The organism is Pantoea sp. SGAir0418 (genome assembly GCF_043529865.1).
On record NZ_CP027911.1, the window covers coordinates 844,804 to 862,516 of the forward strand.

Sequence of the window (17,713 nt, forward strand, 5' to 3'; positions counted from 1 at the left end):
GTGATCCCCTCAAGGATGGGCGTGGCAGTCGGCTGCCGCTCATGAATCAACGAACTGCACAGCGTTGTCGCTATCCATCGCGACCCTGTGCGCACCCGGTAACGTCACTGCAAATCCCGCCCTGGCACCATTATTGTGCATCGCTGCACCCAAATTGCCCTTCATTTGATTTATTCTAATTTCAGGCCTCAATTCGCATTACTTTAACTAATCCTAAATGCTTTTCGTCCCCGAACCATTTCCCTTGTCTGCGGTACAGCTTCCATTATTCGGCTGAATTACTGCGCATCAGGTGAATTATATGCGCGGTAAATCACATAAATGCAGTGAGATGTGCTGTCGTGGCTGCCGGGGCAGCACAAAGGATGATAAGGTTTCACCCTCGTTTTCCTTATGGTTAATTGCCGTATTCGGTGGTAACTTCAGCGTAAAGAGAACGTTTGCGTCGCTCAAAACTGACGGCGCAGGCGCGTCACACTCACTTGTCTTCACAGGATGGTTATGACTCAGCAAACGCCTCTATTCGAACAGCATCAGACCTGCGGTGCCCGCATGGTGGACTTCCACGGCTGGATGATGCCGCTGCACTACGGCTCGCAAATGGATGAGCACCATGCGGTGCGCAACGATGCCGGAATGTTTGACGTTTCCCACATGACCATTGTCGATCTGCACGGCGCGCGCACCCGTGAATTTCTGCGTTACCTGCTGGCCAACGACGTCGCCAAACTGACTCAGCCCGGCAAAGCCCTCTATACCGGCATGCTGAATGCTTCAGCTGGCGTCATTGATGATTTAATTGTTTACTTTATGAGCGAAGATTTCTTCCGCCTGGTGGTCAACTCCGCCACGCGCGAGAAGGATCTGGCGTGGATCGCTGAGCATGCGCAGCCGTTTGGGGTTGCGCTCACCGAGCGTGACGATCTGGCGCTCATCGCCGTACAGGGACCGAACGCGCAGCAAAAAGCACAGAGCCTGTTTAGCGCGGCACAGCGTGACGCGGTGGCTGGCATGAAGCCGTTCTTTGGCGTACAGGCCGGCGATCTGTTTGTCGCCACGACCGGTTATACCGGTGAAGCCGGTTATGAAATCGCCCTGCCTGCTGCTCAGGCCGCAGATTTCTGGCAGCAGCTGCTGGCCGCAGGCGTGAAACCAGCCGGACTGGGCGCACGCGATACGCTGCGTCTCGAAGCTGGCATGAATCTGTATGGTCAGGAGATGGATGAAGGCGTTTCGCCGCTGGCCGCCAACATGGGCTGGACCATCAGCTGGGAGCCCGCCGACCGTAATTTCATTGGCCGTGAAGCGCTGGAAGCGCAGCGCGAGAACGGCACGGAAAAACTGGTCGGGCTGGTGATGACCGAAAAAGGCGTGCTGCGTAACGGTCTGACGGTGCGCTTTACCGATGCGCAGGGACAGCCGCAGCAGGGCATCATTACCAGCGGCTCCTTCTCGCCAACGCTGGGCTACAGCATTGCGCTGGCGCGCGTGCCGGCCAGTATCGGTGAGCAGGCGATTGTTGAAATCCGCAATCGTGAAATGCCGGTGAAAGTGACTAAACCTATTTTTGTTCGCGCCGGCAAGCCGGTCGCTCAGTAATTTTTTTTCAGGAGAAATGGCGATGAGCAATGTGCCAAATGAATTGAAGTACCGTGATAGCCACGAGTGGGTGCGTAAAGAAGCTGACGGTACGTTTACCGTGGGCATCACCGAACACGCGCAGGAACTGCTGGGCGACATGGTGTTTGTCGACCTGCCTGACGTGGGCGCCAGCTTTGCCGCCGGTGACGACTGTGCGGTAGCCGAATCCGTGAAAGCGGCATCGGATATCTATGCCCCGCTGAGCGGTGAAATTGTGGCGGTCAACGAAGCGCTGGGCGATGCCCCGGAGCTGGTTAACAGCGAACCGTACGCCGCCGGCTGGCTGTTCCGCATCAAAGCCAGCGACGAGTCCGAGCTCGACGCGATGCTCGATGCCGCCGCCTACAAAGCGTCCATCGACGAGTAACCGGTAGTCTCTGAAGGTGCCGCACTGCGGCGCCTTCTTTTTTATCTGCCTGATTTAATGCCATTTTGTCACCCAGCCCGATTCAGGATGTACTGTAAATGACCCAGACTCTCAGCCAGCTCGAACATAACGGTGCTTTTATTGAGCGCCATATCGGTCCTGATGCCGCGCAGCAGGCCACCATGCTGGAAGCGATTGGTGCCAGCTCGCTGGCTTCGCTGATCGCTTCAATTGTGCCTGCTGATATCCAGCTGCCAGGCCCGCCGGCGGTAGGCGATGCCGCGACTGAACAGCAGGCGCTGGCAGAGCTGAAAGCCATTGCCAGCCAGAATCAGCGTTACAAATCCTGGATTGGAATGGGTTACAGTGCCGTGATCACCCCGCCGGTGATTCTGCGCAACATGCTGGAAAACCCGGGCTGGTACACGGCCTACACGCCATATCAGCCGGAAGTGTCGCAGGGCCGTCTGGAAGCGCTGCTCAACTTCCAGACCCTGACGCTCGATCTCACCGGGCTGGATATCGCTTCAGCTTCGCTGCTGGATGAAGCCACCGCGGCCGCCGAAGCGATGGCAATGGCTAAACGCGTCAGCAAGCTGAAAAACGCGACCAAATTCTTTATCGCCGATGACATCCATCCGCAAACGCTGGATGTGGTGCGCACCCGCGCCGAAACATTTGGCTTTGAGCTGATTATCGATCGCGCCGAAAAAGCCCGCGAGCACGACGATCTGTTTGGCGTGCTGCTGCAGCAGGTCGGTACCAGCGGAGAAGTGCACGACTACCGTGAACTGATTGCTGAGCTGAAAAGCCGCAAAGTGGTGGTGAGCGTGGCGGCGGATTTCATGGCGCTGGTGCAGCTGGAAGCGCCGGGCAAACAAGGTGCTGATATCGTCTTCGGTTCCGCCCAGCGCTTTGGCGTACCGATGGGCTACGGCGGTCCGCACGCGGCCTTCTTTGCCAGCCGTGATGAGCACAAGCGCTCCATGCCGGGCCGTATCATCGGTGTGTCACGCGATGCCACAGGTAACACCGCGCTGCGCATGGCGATGCAGACGCGCGAACAACACATCCGCCGTGAGAAAGCCAACTCCAACATTTGTACTTCACAGGTGCTGCTGGCGAATATCGCCGGCCTGTACGCGGTTTACCATGGCCCGGCCGGACTGAAGCGCATTGCCTCGCGCATTCACCGTCTGACCTCGATTCTGGCGGCAGGCCTGCAAAACGGCGGCCTGAAGCTGCGCCATCACAGCTGGTTCGATACGCTGACCGTTGAAGTCACGGACAAAGCGGCGGTGCTGAACCGTGCGCTGAGCTTCGGCGTCAACCTGCGCAGCGATATCCTCAATGCGGTCGGTATCACGCTGGATGAAACCACCACGCGTGAAGACGTGCTGGCACTGTTTGCCATTCTGCTGGGCGATGCGCACGGCCAGGATATCGAGGCGCTGGACGCCGCGGTGGCGGCGGAAAATAGCGCCATTCCGGCAGGCCAGCAGCGTACCAGCGAATTCCTTACCCATCCGGTGTTCAACCGTCATCACAGCGAAACTGAGATGATGCGCTATATGCACAGCCTGGAGAAAAAGGATCTGGCGCTGAATCAGGCAATGATCCCGCTCGGCTCATGCACCATGAAACTTAATGCCGCCGCCGAAATGATTCCGATCACCTGGCCGGAATTCGCTGAACTGCACCCGTTCTGTCCGGCAGAGCAGGCGAGCGGTTATCTGCAGATGATCGGCCAGCTGTCACAGTGGCTGGTCCAGCTCACCGGTTACGATGCGCTGTGCATGCAGCCGAACTCTGGTGCGCAGGGCGAATACGCCGGTCTGCTGGCCATCCGTCGCTATCATGAGAGCCGTAATGAAGGTGACCGTACTATCTGTCTGATCCCGAGCTCGGCGCACGGCACCAACCCGGCGTCCGCGCAGATGGCGGGCATGGCGGTCGTGGTGGTGGCCTGTGATAAGCAGGGCAACATCGATCTCGGCGATCTGCGTGAAAAGGCGGCGCAGGCTGGTGATGCGCTGTCGTGCATCATGGTGACCTATCCGTCGACGCACGGAGTTTACGAAGAGACCATTCGCGAAGTGTGCCAGATCGTGCATCAGTACGGCGGCCAGGTGTACCTCGACGGCGCAAACATGAACGCGCAGGTCGGGATCACCACGCCAGGCTATATCGGCGCTGACGTGTCGCATCTCAACCTGCACAAAACCTTCTGCATTCCGCACGGCGGTGGCGGCCCGGGCATGGGGCCGATCGGGGTGAAAGCCCACCTGGCGCCGTTCGTACCCGGCCATAGCGTGGTGCAGATTGACGGCGTGCTGACCCAGCAGGGCGCGGTTTCTGCGGCACCGTTCGGCAGCGCATCTATTCTGCCCATTAGCTGGATGTACATTCGCATGATGGGCGCAGAAGGGCTGAAGCAGGCCAGCTCGGTGGCGATTCTCAACGCCAACTACATCGCCAGCCGGCTGCAGTCGGCGTACCCGATTCTGTACGCCGGCCGCGACGGCCGCGTGGCGCATGAGTGCATTCTCGACATTCGCCCGCTGAAAGAGCAGACCGGCATCAGCGAGCTGGATATCGCGAAACGCCTGATCGACTATGGCTTCCATGCGCCGACCATGTCGTTCCCGGTCGCCGGCACGCTGATGGTCGAGCCGACCGAATCCGAGAGCAAAATCGAGCTGGACCGCTTTATTGACGCGATGCTGGCGATTCGCATGGAAATCGATCGCGTAGCCGACGGTGAATGGCCGGCTGACGACAACCCGCTGGTGAATGCACCACATACCCAGATGGAAATCGTCGGCGACTGGACTCATCCGTACAGCCGCGAGCTGGCGGTCTTCCCGGCCGGCAGCGCCAACAAATACTGGCCGACCGTTAAGCGTCTGGACGATGTGTTTGGCGATCGCAATGTGTTCTGTTCATGCGTTCCGATGAGCGAATACCAGTAATCTGCAGGCGTAATCCAAACCCTTCAGTAATACTCAAGGCCGATTTGTCGGCCTTTTTTTATGGGAGAAGCATATGGATCTGGCACTGGTCACCGGCGGTAGCCGCGGAATTGGACGGGCAACATCGCTGCTGCTGGCGCAGGCGGGTTATCGCGTGGCAATCAATTTCCGGCAGCGCGAAGCAGAAGCGTTGCAGGTGGTAGCAGATATCGAAGCGCAGGGCGGCAGCGCGTTTGCCTTACAGGCGGATATTGCCGATGAAGCGCAGGTGGTGCGCATGTTCCGCCAGCTGGATCAGCAGCCGGGCGCGCTGCGCGTGCTGGTGAATAACGCCGGTATTCTCTTCTCCCAGTGCCGGGTTGAGGATCTGGATGCTGCGCGCATTCAGCGCGTGCTGGCAACCAACGTCACCGGCACGTTTATCTGCTGCCGCGAAGCGGTAAAACGCATGAGCACCGCACACGGCGGCCAGGGCGGCGCCATTGTTAACGTCTCGTCAGCGGCCGCGCGTACCGGCTCGCCCAATGAGTATGTCGATTACGCGGCGTCGAAAGGCGCGATGGATACGCTGACCAGAGGATTGTCACTGGAAGTGGCAGCGCAGGGGATTCGCGTCAACAGCGTGCGGCCAGGGCTGATCTACACCGATATGCATGCCGACGGCGGCGAGCCGGGGCGCGTTGATCGTCTCGCGGCATCGCTGCCGATGCAGCGCGGCGGCCAGGCGGAGGAGGTCGCTGCCGCCATCGCCTGGCTGGCCAGTGACGCCGCTTCCTACGTCACCGGCAGCTTTATTGATGCATCAGGCGGCCGTTGAGCCGCACTTCACAGCCTGTCTGCGCACGGCGCACATTTATACGTCGCGCGCCATTAGCGGTTACAGCACTTCACCATTGCTGGCAATCACCTGCTGATACCAGGCGAAACTCTTCTTCTTCGAACGGGCAAAGCTGCCGCTGCCGTCATCGTTTTTATCGACGTGGATAAAGCCGTAGCGCTTGCTGTACTGGCCGGTGGTAAAGGAGACGCAGTCGATGCAGCCCCACGGCGTATAGCCCAGCAGATCAACGCCATCCAGCGCCACCGCTTTTTTCATCTCTTCGATGTGCGCGCGCAGATAATCAATGCGGTAGTCATCTTCGATCACGCCCTCAGCATTGGCTTTATCAATGGCACCAAAGCCGTTCTCAACAATAAACAGCGGCTTCTGGTAGCGCTCATACAGCGCGTTCAGCACGTAGCGCAGGCCGACCGGGTCAATCTGCCAGCCCCAGTCGGACGCTTTCACATGCGGGTTAGGCACTACGCCGTCGAAGCCGGTGATCGGGTCGTCGACGCCGCTGGCTTTGGTGTCCACCGCGTTGCTCATGTAGTAGCTGAAACCGATGTAATCGCAGCAGCCCTGACGCAGCGTTTCGGCGTCATCGGCTTCCATCGCAATGTGATAGCCCTTGCGCGCCCACTCTTTCAGCGTATAAGCCGGGTACGCGCCGCGCATCTGCACGTCGCTGAACACGTAGCGCTGATGCATCGACTCCTGCGCGCGCATCACGTCGTCCGGATGGCAGGAGAACGGATAGACTGGCACCATGGCGATCATGCAGCCAATCTGGAAATCCGGGTTGATTTCGTGGCCGCGCTTCACCACTTTGGCACTGGCGACGAACTGGTGATGCATCACCTGATACATTGTCTGCTCCGGCTTTTCATGCTCAGTGAACACGACGCCGGAGCAGCAGTAGCCGAACAGCGGATACTGCCAGTTGCGCTGGTTATTGATTTCATTGAAGGTCATCCAGTACTTCACTTTGTGGCGATAGCGCGTCATCACCACGTCACTGAAGCGCACAAAGAAATCGACCACTTTGCGATTGGCCCAGCCGCCGTACTCTTTAACCAGATGATATGGCATCTCAAAGTGCGACAGGGTAATCACCGGTTCGATGCCATATTTCAGCAGTTCATCAAACAGGTCATCGTAAAATTGCAGGCCGGCTTCATTGGGCTGTAGTTCATCGCCGTTGGGGAAAATGCGCGTCCAGGCAATCGAGGTGCGGAAGCATTTGAAACCCATCTCAGCAAACAGCGCCACGTCCTGTTTGTAGTGTGAATAGAATTCCACCGCCTGATGGTTGGGATAGTGCTGGCCGGGCTGAACGCCGGGCGTGATGACGCGATCAACGCCGTGTGCGCCGCCGGTGAGAACATCGGCGATACTGACGCCTTTGCCGCCCTGATCCCAGCCGCCCTCAACCTGATGGGCTGCCACCGCGCCGCCCCAGAGAAATCCGCTGGGTAATTGCAATCCTTCACTCATTTCAATACCTCGTCACGCTGTTGGCGAAAATAATACTGTCCGCAGTGTAACAACTGAAATAGCAAAGTCACGCTATAACACCGGCGCGGAAATGTGACTTGTTACTGCCGAAAAACAGGCTGTTTTATACCTGCGTGAGGCGGGCAATATAACGGCCCAGCGTCTCCAGAATATAAATCACCGGTACCTGGGTGGTAATATCGTAGCGGTCAGGCAGTTTCTCCTGCGGCACATGATAGGAGAGATTGAAATCCGCCATTTTCGCCAGCGAGCAGTTGTCGTGATTGGTGATGGAGATGATTTTACAGTGATGCAGACTGAACTGACTGGCAAAGCGCAGGATCTCTTCGGTTTCGCCAGAGACGGATAAAATAATCGCCAGCGCATTTTCCCAGGCGCTCTTACTCACCGGGTAATAAGGATCATCGATGTGATGACTGAATTTACCAATATTAGAAAAATAGCGCGCACCATATTTGCCAAGGCTGCCTGAGGTGCCGGCACCAATAAAGAAAATGTGCTCAGCCTCAATAATTATTTGCGCCGCGGTGGCAATCTGCTGATCAAATTCTGCGTTATTGATGCTTTTAAAAAAGCTCAGCATTTCTCCGACGCCGGAGGGCAGCAGCACCGGCGCGCTTTGCTCCTGCGCCAGACGAAAACGGATGCGAAATTCTGACCAGCCGTCACAGTGCATTTTGCGGCAGAAGCGCAGCACCGTGGTGGTCGAGACGCCCGCCTGCGCCGCCAGTTCGCGGATGGTCATATAACTGACACTTTCCCGGTGTTTGATGATGAAGTGATAAACCTGCATCTCAAGGTCATTCAAACGGGACAGGTCGCTGTGTGAAAACATTCGGGCGGCGCTCACGGCAAAAAGAAGCCTCAGTGTAACAGATTGGTTTGCCGCTGGGTTGTCACACCTCTTCACAGAATAATTTTAGCGTACATGTGTACTCTGAAATTGTTCTTCGCTACTCTGGTGCACAGAAAAAGCACAACTTTCGTTACGATGTTCAGGAATCCGACGCCATGGTACAGAACCGACTTATTGCCCAGGGCTATTCACTGGCCGAAGAGATCGCCAACAGCATCAGCCACGGCCTGGGCTGTGTGTTTGGCATCGTGGGGCTGGTGTTGCTGTTAACCCAGGCCGTTGAAATGCAGGCGAATATCACCGCCATTACCAGCTATAGCCTGTACGGCGGCAGCATGATTTTGCTGTTCCTCGCCTCGACGCTGTATCACGCCATTCCGCATCAGCGCGCCAAATACTGGCTGAAGAAATTTGACCACTGCGCCATCTATTTGCTGATCGCCGGGACTTACACGCCGTTTCTGCTGGTCGGGCTGCAATCGCCGCTGGCGCAGGGATTGATGGTGGTGATCTGGAGTCTGGCGCTGGCGGGCATCATCTTTAAGCTGACCATTGCGCATCGCTTTAAAGTGCTGTCGCTGGTGACCTATCTCAGTATGGGCTGGCTGTCGCTGGTGGTGATTTATCAGCTGGCAACCAAACTGTCGGCCGGCGGCGTCTGGCTGCTGGCGGCGGGCGGGATTGTCTATTCACTCGGGGTGATTTTCTATGTCTCGCGCCGCATCCCGTACAATCATGCCATCTGGCACGGTTTCGTGCTGGGCGGCAGCGTGCTGCACTTTTGCGCCATCTATTTTTACGTAATGTAACAAGGCAAGGGTCGCCACTGATGGCGACCCTGCGGCGTACCAGCCGTAACCGTTACTCCTCCAGCGAATAGGGCAGCGGCTGAATGGTCAGCTTACCGCTTTCATCGCCTTCAACGCGCAGCACGCTGTCCGGCTCCAGATCGTTGTTCAGCACCGCCTGCACCCACACGCTGCCATCATCCAGCTGTACGCCGCTCAGCACCGTGCCGGTGCGACGCCATTTGTCGCCCATCTGCAACTCCAGCGAACTGGCTGCGTCCGGTACTTTGCTGGCGCTGCCCGCCAGCCAGTAGAGCGCACGTTTGTTGGCGCCGCGGAATTTGGCGCGCGCCACCATCTCCTGGCCGGTATAACAGCCTTTTTTGAAGCTGATGGCATCCAGCGCCTGCAGGTTGGTGGCCTGCGGAATCAGCTGCGCCGTGGTGGCGCTGTCGATCACCGGCACGCCCGCCGCAATATCCAGCGCCAGCCACTGCGTGCTGTCATTCAGCTGCGCTTCCCCGGCCAGCTTCTGCTGCAGCGCTTCGGCCTGCGCCGGCGTGGTGACCAGCAGAAAACGCTCGGCTGGCTCGGCGAACCACAGCAGGGTGGTGTCATCCTGCTGTACCACTGGGGTTGTGGCATCCGGCAGCGTGGCGAAAACGTTAGCCAGCGCGGCGCGCGCCTGAAAACCGGCAACGCCGAGCAGGACTGCGTCATCATCGGCCGCAATGGTCACTTTGGCGAACACCGCATACTTCTTCAGTTCGGTCACCTGCTGCTCGCGCAGATTGCGCCGCACAACATAGGCATAACCTTCTCCACGATGGAACAGACGCAGATTGCTCCACATTTTGCCTTTGGCATCACAGTGCGCTGCCGGGCGATGCTGCGCTGCGTCCAGCGCCGCCACGTCCAGCGTCAGCTGACCCTGCAGATAAGAGGTGCTATCTTTGCCCTGCACCGATACCAGCGCCCACTCGTCGAGCGACATTAGCGTTAAAGGCAGGCGCGACGCCGCAGCGGGCTGGCGAGGCGGAAGGGTGAAAATCGGCATGAGTCCGTCCTGATCAATAAGGTTTATCCAGTAATATGCTTACCAATGTTAAAAGAGCAGTGCGCCATTGCAACCTGTTTGCGGAATCTGGCGCACAAATCGCGTGATAACCCTGTAACCGGTGGCATTGCTGTGCGTCATCGCGCGCAGCGTCTGGTTGCACGCCTGCAGCGCGGCGAAAAAGCAGGTACACTGAGCGCCACTGTTATCAGCTGTGGAAGAAGACACATGGATATTCATGACAAAGCGCGCGTCCAGTGGGCATGCCGTCGCGGCATGCTGGAGCTGGATGTCTCGATCATGCCGTTCTTTAAATATGAGTATGATTCGCTGAGCGACAGCGACAAGCAGGTGTTTGTCGCGCTGCTGAAGAGCGACGATCCGGACCTGTTTAACTGGATGATGAACCACGGCGAACCGGCCGATCCCGAGTTCAAACGCATGGTGAAACTGATTCAGCAGCGCAACCGTGAACGCGGGCCGGTGGCAATGTGATCTGCGCGCGTCACGCAGCGCGCGGGTGCTGAATGTGACGCTGTTCGGGCTGGGTGGCGCGCTGTTGCTGAGCTGTCGCTGGCCGGCGGGCTGGGCCTGGGTTCAGATCGCGGTAGTGATTCTGCTGACACTGCAGTACTGGCGTAACGCGCGTCGCCTGCAGCAGCGCTGCGGAGCGCTCATGCTGGATGACAAGGGTGACTGGTACTGGCGCGGTGAGCGCTGGCAGGCGCAACGGACGCCGGACTGGCTACCGTGGGGCGTGTTACTGGTGCTGCGTAACCGTCGCGGGCAGCGCTGGCGGCTGTGGCTGCTGCACGACAGCATGCCGCCCGACGCGTGGCGCGCGTTACGCGCCCGCTGTTTTTTGCTGGATGGCGCGACGCCGCATTAAAGCAGCGCGGCGGTTTCGGTCAGAATCTGTTCGCACCACTGCTCGACGCGCTCTTCGCTCAGCTCAAACTGATTAACGTCGTCGAGCGCCAGACCGACAAACTGCTGACCATCGGCGGTCAGTGGTTTTTTACTGGTGAACTGGTAGCCGTCGAGCGGCCAGTAACCGACAAACTGCACGCCCATCGGCAGCAGCAGTTCGTGCAGCATACCCAGCGCATCAAGGAACCATTCGCTGTACTCGACCTGGTCGCCCATGCCGTACAGCGCCACAATTTTGCCCTGCAGGTTGAGTGCTGGCAGCTGTTGCCACACCGCTTCCCAGTCCTCCTGCAGTTCGCCGAAATCCCAGGTCGGAATACCGAGAATCAGTAAATCGTACTGCTCCATCAGCGACGGATCGTCATCTTTCAGGTTATGCAGTGTGACTAATTCTTCACCGATAAAGTCGCGGATTTTCTCCGCCGTCATCTCGGTGTAACAGGTACTGGAACCGTAAAACAGACCGATATTCATGCAATTAATGCTCTGACTGAAACTCACTCTGGCGCAATTGTACCAGAAGCAGGCCAGTTTCAGGCATAATGAGCACGATTTCACACGGCGAGGGGCAACAGTGCAGGACAGCGATCTGATAGAACAGTTTCTCGACGCGCTCTGGATTGAGCGCAACCTGGCGCAGAACACGCTGGCGTCCTATCGTCAGGATTTGCAGACGCTCATTGCCTGGCTGCACCACCATGAGCGCACGCTGCTGACGCTGGAAGCCGCTGATTTACAGCAGTTTCTGGCTGAGCGGATTGAGGGCGGTTACAAAGCCACCAGCTCAGCGCGTACCCTGAGCGCGATGCGCCGTCTGTTTCAGTATCTGTACCGCGAAAAGCTGCGCAGTGACGATCCCAGCGCGCTGTTATCAGCGCCGAAATTGCCGCAGCGCCTGCCAAAAGACCTGTCAGAAAATCAGGTCGAGCGCCTGTTACAGGCGCCGGCGACGGACATACCGCTCGAACTGCGTGACAAAGCGATGCTGGAGCTGCTGTACGCTACCGGGCTGCGCGTCTCTGAGCTGGTCGGTCTGACGTTGAGTGATGTCAGCCTGCGTCAGGGCGTGGTGCGCGTCATCGGTAAAGGCAATAAAGGGCGGCTGGTGCCATTAGGTGAAGAAGCCATTTACTGGCTGGAGCACTATATGGAACACGGGCGGCCCTGGCTGCTGAACGGACAGACCATTGACGTGCTGTTCCCCAGCAACCGCGCGCAGCAGATGACACGCCAGACCTTCTGGCATCGCATCAAACACTATGCCACCCTTGCCGGCATCGACAGCGAAAAGCTGTCACCGCACGTGCTGCGCCACGCATTTGCCACACATTTACTGAACCATGGTGCCGATTTACGCGTCGTACAGATGTTGCTGGGGCACAGCGACCTGTCGACCACCCAGATTTACACGCACGTGGCGACCGAGCGCCTGCGTCAGTTACATCAACAGCATCATCCGCGCGCCTGAGCAGCGGCAACAAGGATTTGAGATGAAAAAAACCGTTACGACGCTGGCTCTGCTGGTCAGCGCCTTTTCTGCGCTGGCCCATGCCGATGACAGCGCGATTCAGCAATCACTGAAAAAACTGGGTATGCAGCAGGCGGAAATCCAGCCGTCGCCGCTGCCGGGTATCAAAACGGTGATGACCGAAAGCGGCGTGCTGTACGTCACCGAAGACGGCAAACACATGATTCAGGGCCCGCTGTACGATGTCAGCGGTGCGCAGCCGGTGAATGTCACCAATCAGCTGCTGGAGAAAAAAGTCGCCGCGCTGGCACCGGAAATGATTGTCTACAAAGCGCCGAAAGAGCAGCACGTGATCACCGTGTTCACCGACATCACCTGCGGTTACTGCCGCAAGCTGCACGAGCAGATGGCTGACTACAACGCGCTGGGCATCACCGTGCGCTATCTGGCGTTCCCGCGTGAAGGCCTGCACGGCCAGGTGGAGAAAGCCATGACCGCCATCTGGTGCAGCGCCGATCGCAACAAGGCGTTTGATGCCGCCATGAAAGGCGACGCACCGCAAATGGATGCGCCGGCGAGCTGCATAATTAATCTCGACCAGCACTACAAGCTGGGCATTCTGTTTGGTATTCAGGGCACGCCCGCTATCCTCACCGACAGCGGCATGATGATTCCTGGCTACCAGGGACCGCAGGAGCTGAAGCAGGTGCTGGACGGCCAGAAGCGTGGTGGTTAAGACACAGTGATGCACTCTGTAGAATTGCGTCGGCGTGAAGCCCAGGCCGACGCGCAGTTACCCGATGATTTACCGCCGCTGCTGCGTCGTCTCTACCTGCAGCGCGGTGTCAAAGACGCCGCCGAACTGGAACGCGGCGCGAAATTCCTGCTGCCGTGGCAAAGCCTTGGCGGCATTGAGCGCGCCGTGACGCTGCTGCACCAGATGCTGCAGCAGCAACGCCGTATCGTGGTGGTGGGCGATTTCGATGCCGATGGTGCCACCAGCACTGCGCTCACCGTACTGGCGCTGCGCAGCATGGGCGGCAACGTCGATTATCTGGTGCCGAACCGCTTTGAGGACGGCTATGGCCTGAGCCCGGAAGTGGTAGAGCAGGCGCGCGCGCGTGGCGCCGAGCTGATCCTCACCGTGGATAACGGCATTTCGTCGCACGCGGGCGTCGACACCGCACACCAGCACGGTATTCCGGTGCTGATCACCGATCACCACCTGCCGGGCGAAACGCTGCCGGCGGCAGAAGCCATCGTTAACCCTAACCTGAGCGACAGCGCATTCCCGTCACGTTCGCTGGCGGGTGTGGGTGTGGCGTTTTATCTGATGCTGGCGCTGCGTGCCCATCTGCGTCAGCAGAACTGGTTCAGCGACGGGCGCAGTGAACCCAATCTGGCCGAACTGCTGGATCTGGTGGCGCTCGGTACCGTGGCCGACGTGGTGCCGCTGGATGCCAACAACCGCATTCTGGTGTGGCAGGGGCTGAGCCGCATCCGCGCCGGCAAATGCCGTGCCGGCATCCGCGCGCTGCTGGAGATTGCTAACCGCGATGCGCGTCAGCTGGCGGCCAGCGACCTCGGTTTTGCCGTCGGGCCACGCCTCAATGCTGCCGGCCGGCTGGACGATATGTCGGTTGGCGTTGCGCTGCTGCTGACGGAAGATATTGCCCAGGCGCGCATGCTGGCCAGCGAACTTGATGCGCTTAATCAGACGCGCAAAGAGATTGAGCAGGGCATGAAGAGCGAGGCGCTGGCGCTGTGCGATGAGCTTGAGCGCCAGCATCGCGATCTGCCGCTCGGGCTGGCGTTTTATCACCCGGAGTGGCATCAGGGCGTGGTTGGCATCCTCGCGTCACGCCTGAAAGAGCGCTTCCACCGTCCAGTGATCGCCTTCGCACCCGCCGGTGACGGCACGCTGAAAGGCTCTGGCCGTTCGATTGCCGGCCTGCACCTGCGCGACGCGCTGGAACGCATCGACACGCTCTATCCTGGCCTGATTATCAAATTTGGCGGGCACGCCATGGCGGCGGGGCTGTCGCTGGAAGAGGCGAAGTACGATGAGTTCCGCCAGCGCTTTGCCGCGCTAATCGACGAATGGCTGGAAGGCGAGGCGCTGCAGGGCGTGATGTGGTCCGATGGCGAACTGCATGCGCAGGAGTTTACCCTGCACACTGCGGAAATGCTGCGGGAAGCCGGCCCCTGGGGCCAGGCGTTTCCGGAGCCGGTGTTCGACGGTCAGTTTAAGCTGTTGCAGCAGCGTCTGGTGGGCGAGCGTCACCTTAAGGTGATGGTCGAGCCGCTGGGCGGCGGCCCGTTACTGGATGGTATCGCCTTTAACGTCGACACCAGCCTGTGGCCAGACAGCAGCGTGCGTCAGGTGCAGCTGGCCTACAAGCTGGATATCAACGAATACCGCGGCAATCGCTCGGTACAGCTGATCATCGACCATATCTGGCCTCAGTCGTAACCTTTAGAACGTGACGTCGACACCGCCGCGCAGCACCTTCTCATCGCCGCGATCGGCCACGTGGCGGTCGGCACGCAGAAACAGCCGCGCGCGTGCCGACTGCACCAGATCAACCCGCGCACCAAACCACTGCGAGCGGCGATCGAGCTGCATACCCGGGATGGTAAAGCTCTGCTGACCGCTGCCGAAGCCGCTCCAGCGCGCGCTGACGTCCATCGACGGATTGCTGAACGCGTACTGGTATTCGCCATACAGGCTCAGCATGCTCCACCAGCCCGCCGACCAGTCCTGGCGCGCGCTGAGATTCAGGCCACCGTAACCGACGCTGCGGCGATAGCTGTCGCCGTCGCCCTGCAGGCCAAACGCGCTGCCGCTGTCGCTGAAGCTGCCGGTCTGCAGGCCGGTTTCACGCCAGCCGAGATAGGGCTCAATGCGATAATCCTCCTGCAGCGTCCAGCGATAGCCGCTCTGCAGCGCCGCCTGCCAGCTGTCTGTGCGGGCGGAAGAGGAAACCGGCGCAGCTTCATCCAGCAGCACCAGGCGCTGCAGCTTATCGCGTCCATGCTGATAGCTGAGATTGCCCTGCCAGTACCAGGCTGGCGTCACCGCATAGCGCCCATACAGCATTACGCCCTGCAGGCTGTTCTGGCTGTTGCCGCCGGTGTCGTCATAGGTGGCATCAAGCTGAGTGTGCGTCCAGGCGATGCCGAGGCGCAGGCCGGGCAGGCCAAAGTCGCTGTCGGCACCCAGCGCGGTCAGGGTATTGCGATAGCGGTTGCCGAGATAGCCGTCCTGATCGAGCGAGCCGCGCAGCTGGCCGCTCTCCAGCCAGAAGCCAAAGCGCCCCTGTTCGCTGGCATCATCAATGCGGTTGTTGAGCAGGCGCGTCTGATAATCCAGTGCGTTAAACAGCACCGCATTGCCGGAGGCATGCGCCTGGCCGGACAGGGAGTTGATCGCCGCCTGTGCGCTGCGGGTGTCCGCCAGCGTCTGGAAGGCGCCTGCGGCCGCCAGCGCTGACTGCTGCGCACTGCTCAGCGTCGCCTGACCCTGCCAGCGGTCCGCCAGCTCAAACGCCTGCTCCAGGTTGCGGCTGGTTTGCTGCGCGCTGGCACTGTCCATTCCCATCGCCTGTGCCGCTGCGGCGGTGTTCTTGCGCGTGAGCTGGCCGGTAACGCTGTGGGCGTCATAGCTGACGGAACCGTCGAGAAATACGCCGGTATTGACCTGGCTAAACTGACCGCTCACGCCGCCGCCGCTGGTCAGCAGCGTTTCCTGCTGTTTCACCACGTAGCTGGCGGAGGGCGGCGCCAGGTTTAGCGTGCCGTCAAGCGCCGCGTTGCCGGTCACGCGCAGCGGATTGTTCAGCGTGACGTTGAGCGTACCGTCGGCGCTCTGCTGATAATTGCCCGCTACCTGCAGGCCGCCGTTAACCGATCCCTGGTTGACCAGATTGCCGCCGATGCGTCCGCTGCCACCCAGTTTGCCGCTGCCGTTTACCAGCGCATTGCCGGCAATCGTACCGTCAATCAGCAGGCTATTGGCGGAGACCTGCGTCAGGCCCTGATAGCTGTTGTTGCCGGTCAGCTGCAGCGTACCGCCGCGTTCGCTGCCGTCCAGCACCAGCCCGCGATCGCCGCTGATGTCATTGCTGAACACATACTGGCCGCCGTCGAGGCGCGCACTGAAGTCCTCTGCCCAGAATTGTCCCGGCCCGTTTAAGGCTTTGGCGGCGTTAAGATCGCCCCAGCCGAACGTCTCATTGTATGGCCGCCCGTTGGCGCTGTCGGCGACGTTATCGTGCGCATCACTGCGGTAGGTGGCGGTGGTCAGCAGGGTTTGCTGCAGGTTATGGCCGCTCATCCACGGGAAACGCTGCAGCAGCTGCGAGGCCGCAGCCGTCACGCGCGGTGCGGCAAACGAGGTGCCGTAGCTGCGCGCCTGCACCCAGCTGCCGTCGGAGTTTTGATACAGGTAATCGGTATAGCCCGGCGCGGTCAGGCACCACGCGACGGCCGCGCCGCAGGCGTCAAACGGTCCGGTGCCGGCTGCGCGGCCTGGCAGGTCATAACCGGTATGACTCAGGATACCGGTCACCGCCAGCAGATTACGTGCCAGCTGCGGGTCGTTATACATCAGCGGTGTCAGCACGTCCGGTGCCGGCGCGGCGCCGCTGTTGTTGCCGGTGATCATCACCGCCAGCCCATCTGCCGCAGCCACCGCGTTGAGCCCCTGATACAGTGACTGATAGCGCTGGCGCGCATCGGTTAACGCCTGCTGGCTGGTGAGGCGCTCCTGCGAACCGTAGGACATATTGAAGATGCGCACGCCCTGCGCCACTAAGCCCTGCACGGCGCGCGCCGTATTGTCATAGCTGAAAATGTTATTTTGTGACGCCTGCGCCACATACAGCGCGCTGTCAGGCGACAGCCCCAGCAGCGTCATCGCCACTAACGTGCCGTGGCCGTTGATCCCCATGTTGTCGTTAAGCGTGGTGTTGCTGTCGACATAGCTGGAGAAATTCACGTTGGCGTAATTAATTTCGCTGCGGCCCGGGGCCAGACCAGAGTCAATGATGCCCACTTTACTGCTGGCGGCCGTGGCCGGCACCGCAGGTTCAACGACCGGCGTGACCGGGGTCAGGGTGCCGCCGCCGCCGCTACCGCCGCCGCCGCCGCCACCACAGGCGCTCAGCAGAAACGGGATGATCAGCGCCAGCAGGCGCGGTGAGGATCGAAAAGTAACAACAGGATAATGCATGGCAACTCCTCATGCCTCTCAGGGCATGTTGTCGCCCGTTCACGTTAACGGGCCTGAATGCAG

Annotated in this window: 15 protein-coding genes; 10 read left to right on the plus strand and 5 right to left on the minus strand. The window is 59.6% G+C overall.

Features of this window, described 5'->3' with window-relative positions:
* The first annotated feature begins 501 nt into the window (after positions 1-501).
* From gcvT to C1N84_RS03805, 4 genes are all read left to right on the plus strand, one after another.
* Positions 502-1,599: a glycine cleavage system aminomethyltransferase GcvT gene (gene gcvT / locus C1N84_RS03790; protein ID WP_264442027.1), complete on the plus strand. Its 1,098-nt coding sequence runs from the start codon at positions 502-504 to the stop codon at positions 1,597-1,599.
* Positions 1,600-1,621: 22 nt separating this feature from the next.
* Positions 1,622-2,008: a glycine cleavage system protein GcvH gene (gene gcvH / locus C1N84_RS03795; protein ID WP_058781308.1), complete on the plus strand. Its 387-nt coding sequence runs from the start codon at positions 1,622-1,624 to the stop codon at positions 2,006-2,008.
* Positions 2,009-2,106: 98 nt separating this feature from the next.
* Positions 2,107-4,980, plus strand: coding sequence for an aminomethyl-transferring glycine dehydrogenase (gene gcvP, locus C1N84_RS03800; RefSeq protein WP_264442028.1), 2,874 nt, complete (start codon positions 2,107-2,109; stop codon positions 4,978-4,980).
* A 73-nt stretch (positions 4,981-5,053) separates the two neighbouring features.
* Positions 5,054-5,797, plus strand: a complete 744-nt coding sequence (locus C1N84_RS03805) for an SDR family oxidoreductase (RefSeq protein WP_215481485.1) — start codon at positions 5,054-5,056, stop codon at positions 5,795-5,797.
* 60 nt (positions 5,798-5,857) lie between these two features.
* On the opposite strand, the gene C1N84_RS03810 is transcribed toward C1N84_RS03805, so the two are convergent.
* Both C1N84_RS03810 and C1N84_RS03815 read right to left on the minus strand, forming a co-directional pair.
* On the minus strand, positions 5,858-7,297 hold the full coding sequence (locus tag C1N84_RS03810) for a 6-phospho-beta-glucosidase (protein ID WP_058757093.1): 1,440 nt from the start codon (positions 7,295-7,297) through the stop codon (positions 5,858-5,860).
* 124 nt (positions 7,298-7,421) lie between these two features.
* Positions 7,422-8,153 (minus strand): MurR/RpiR family transcriptional regulator, encoded by a 732-nt coding sequence (locus C1N84_RS03815; protein ID WP_264442029.1) that lies wholly within the window; start codon positions 8,151-8,153, stop codon positions 7,422-7,424.
* A gap of 176 nt (positions 8,154-8,329) precedes the next feature.
* Between C1N84_RS03815 and C1N84_RS03820 the strand changes: the two genes are divergently transcribed.
* The gene (locus C1N84_RS03820) at positions 8,330-8,983 is read left to right on the plus strand and encodes a PAQR family membrane homeostasis protein TrhA (RefSeq protein ID WP_021506671.1); all 654 of its coding nucleotides are present in this window, start codon (positions 8,330-8,332) and stop codon (positions 8,981-8,983) included.
* A gap of 52 nt (positions 8,984-9,035) precedes the next feature.
* Here the strand turns inward: C1N84_RS03820 and ygfZ are convergent, their stop codons facing one another.
* Positions 9,036-10,019, minus strand: a complete 984-nt coding sequence (ygfZ, locus tag C1N84_RS03825) for a tRNA-modifying protein YgfZ (RefSeq protein WP_132464570.1) — start codon at positions 10,017-10,019, stop codon at positions 9,036-9,038.
* A 228-nt stretch (positions 10,020-10,247) separates the two neighbouring features.
* Between ygfZ and sdhE the strand changes: the two genes are divergently transcribed.
* A complete protein-coding gene (gene sdhE, locus C1N84_RS03830; protein WP_010616925.1) occupies positions 10,248-10,514 on the plus strand; it encodes an FAD assembly factor SdhE in 267 nt (88 codons plus the stop codon).
* Entirely contained in the window at positions 10,489-10,908 is a 420-nt protein-coding gene (locus C1N84_RS03835; protein ID WP_058775873.1) for a protein YgfX, read from the plus strand. Before sdhE ends, C1N84_RS03835 begins: the two co-directional genes overlap by 26 nt.
* On the opposite strand, the gene fldB is transcribed toward C1N84_RS03835, so the two are convergent.
* A complete protein-coding gene (gene fldB / locus C1N84_RS03840; RefSeq protein ID WP_010616927.1) occupies positions 10,905-11,423 on the minus strand; it encodes a flavodoxin FldB in 519 nt (172 codons plus the stop codon). The genes C1N84_RS03835 and fldB overlap by 4 nt on opposite strands.
* A gap of 100 nt (positions 11,424-11,523) precedes the next feature.
* Between fldB and xerD the strand changes: the two genes are divergently transcribed.
* The 3 genes from xerD to recJ are packed head-to-tail and all read left to right on the plus strand — an operon-like array spanning position 11,524 to position 14,890.
* Positions 11,524-12,417 (plus strand): site-specific tyrosine recombinase XerD, encoded by an 894-nt coding sequence (gene xerD, locus C1N84_RS03845; RefSeq protein WP_264442030.1) that lies wholly within the window; start codon positions 11,524-11,526, stop codon positions 12,415-12,417.
* A 22-nt stretch (positions 12,418-12,439) separates the two neighbouring features.
* Positions 12,440-13,153, plus strand: coding sequence for a bifunctional protein-disulfide isomerase/oxidoreductase DsbC (dsbC, locus tag C1N84_RS03850; RefSeq protein ID WP_264442031.1), 714 nt, complete (start codon positions 12,440-12,442; stop codon positions 13,151-13,153).
* A 9-nt stretch (positions 13,154-13,162) separates the two neighbouring features.
* Positions 13,163-14,890 (plus strand): single-stranded-DNA-specific exonuclease RecJ, encoded by a 1,728-nt coding sequence (gene recJ / locus C1N84_RS03855; RefSeq protein ID WP_021506678.1) that lies wholly within the window; start codon positions 13,163-13,165, stop codon positions 14,888-14,890.
* Between the two features lie 3 nt (positions 14,891-14,893).
* Here the strand turns inward: recJ and C1N84_RS03860 are convergent, their stop codons facing one another.
* Positions 14,894-17,650: an autotransporter domain-containing protein gene (locus C1N84_RS03860; RefSeq protein ID WP_394541735.1), complete on the minus strand. Its 2,757-nt coding sequence runs from the start codon at positions 17,648-17,650 to the stop codon at positions 14,894-14,896.
* Positions 17,651-17,713 lie beyond the last annotated feature (63 nt).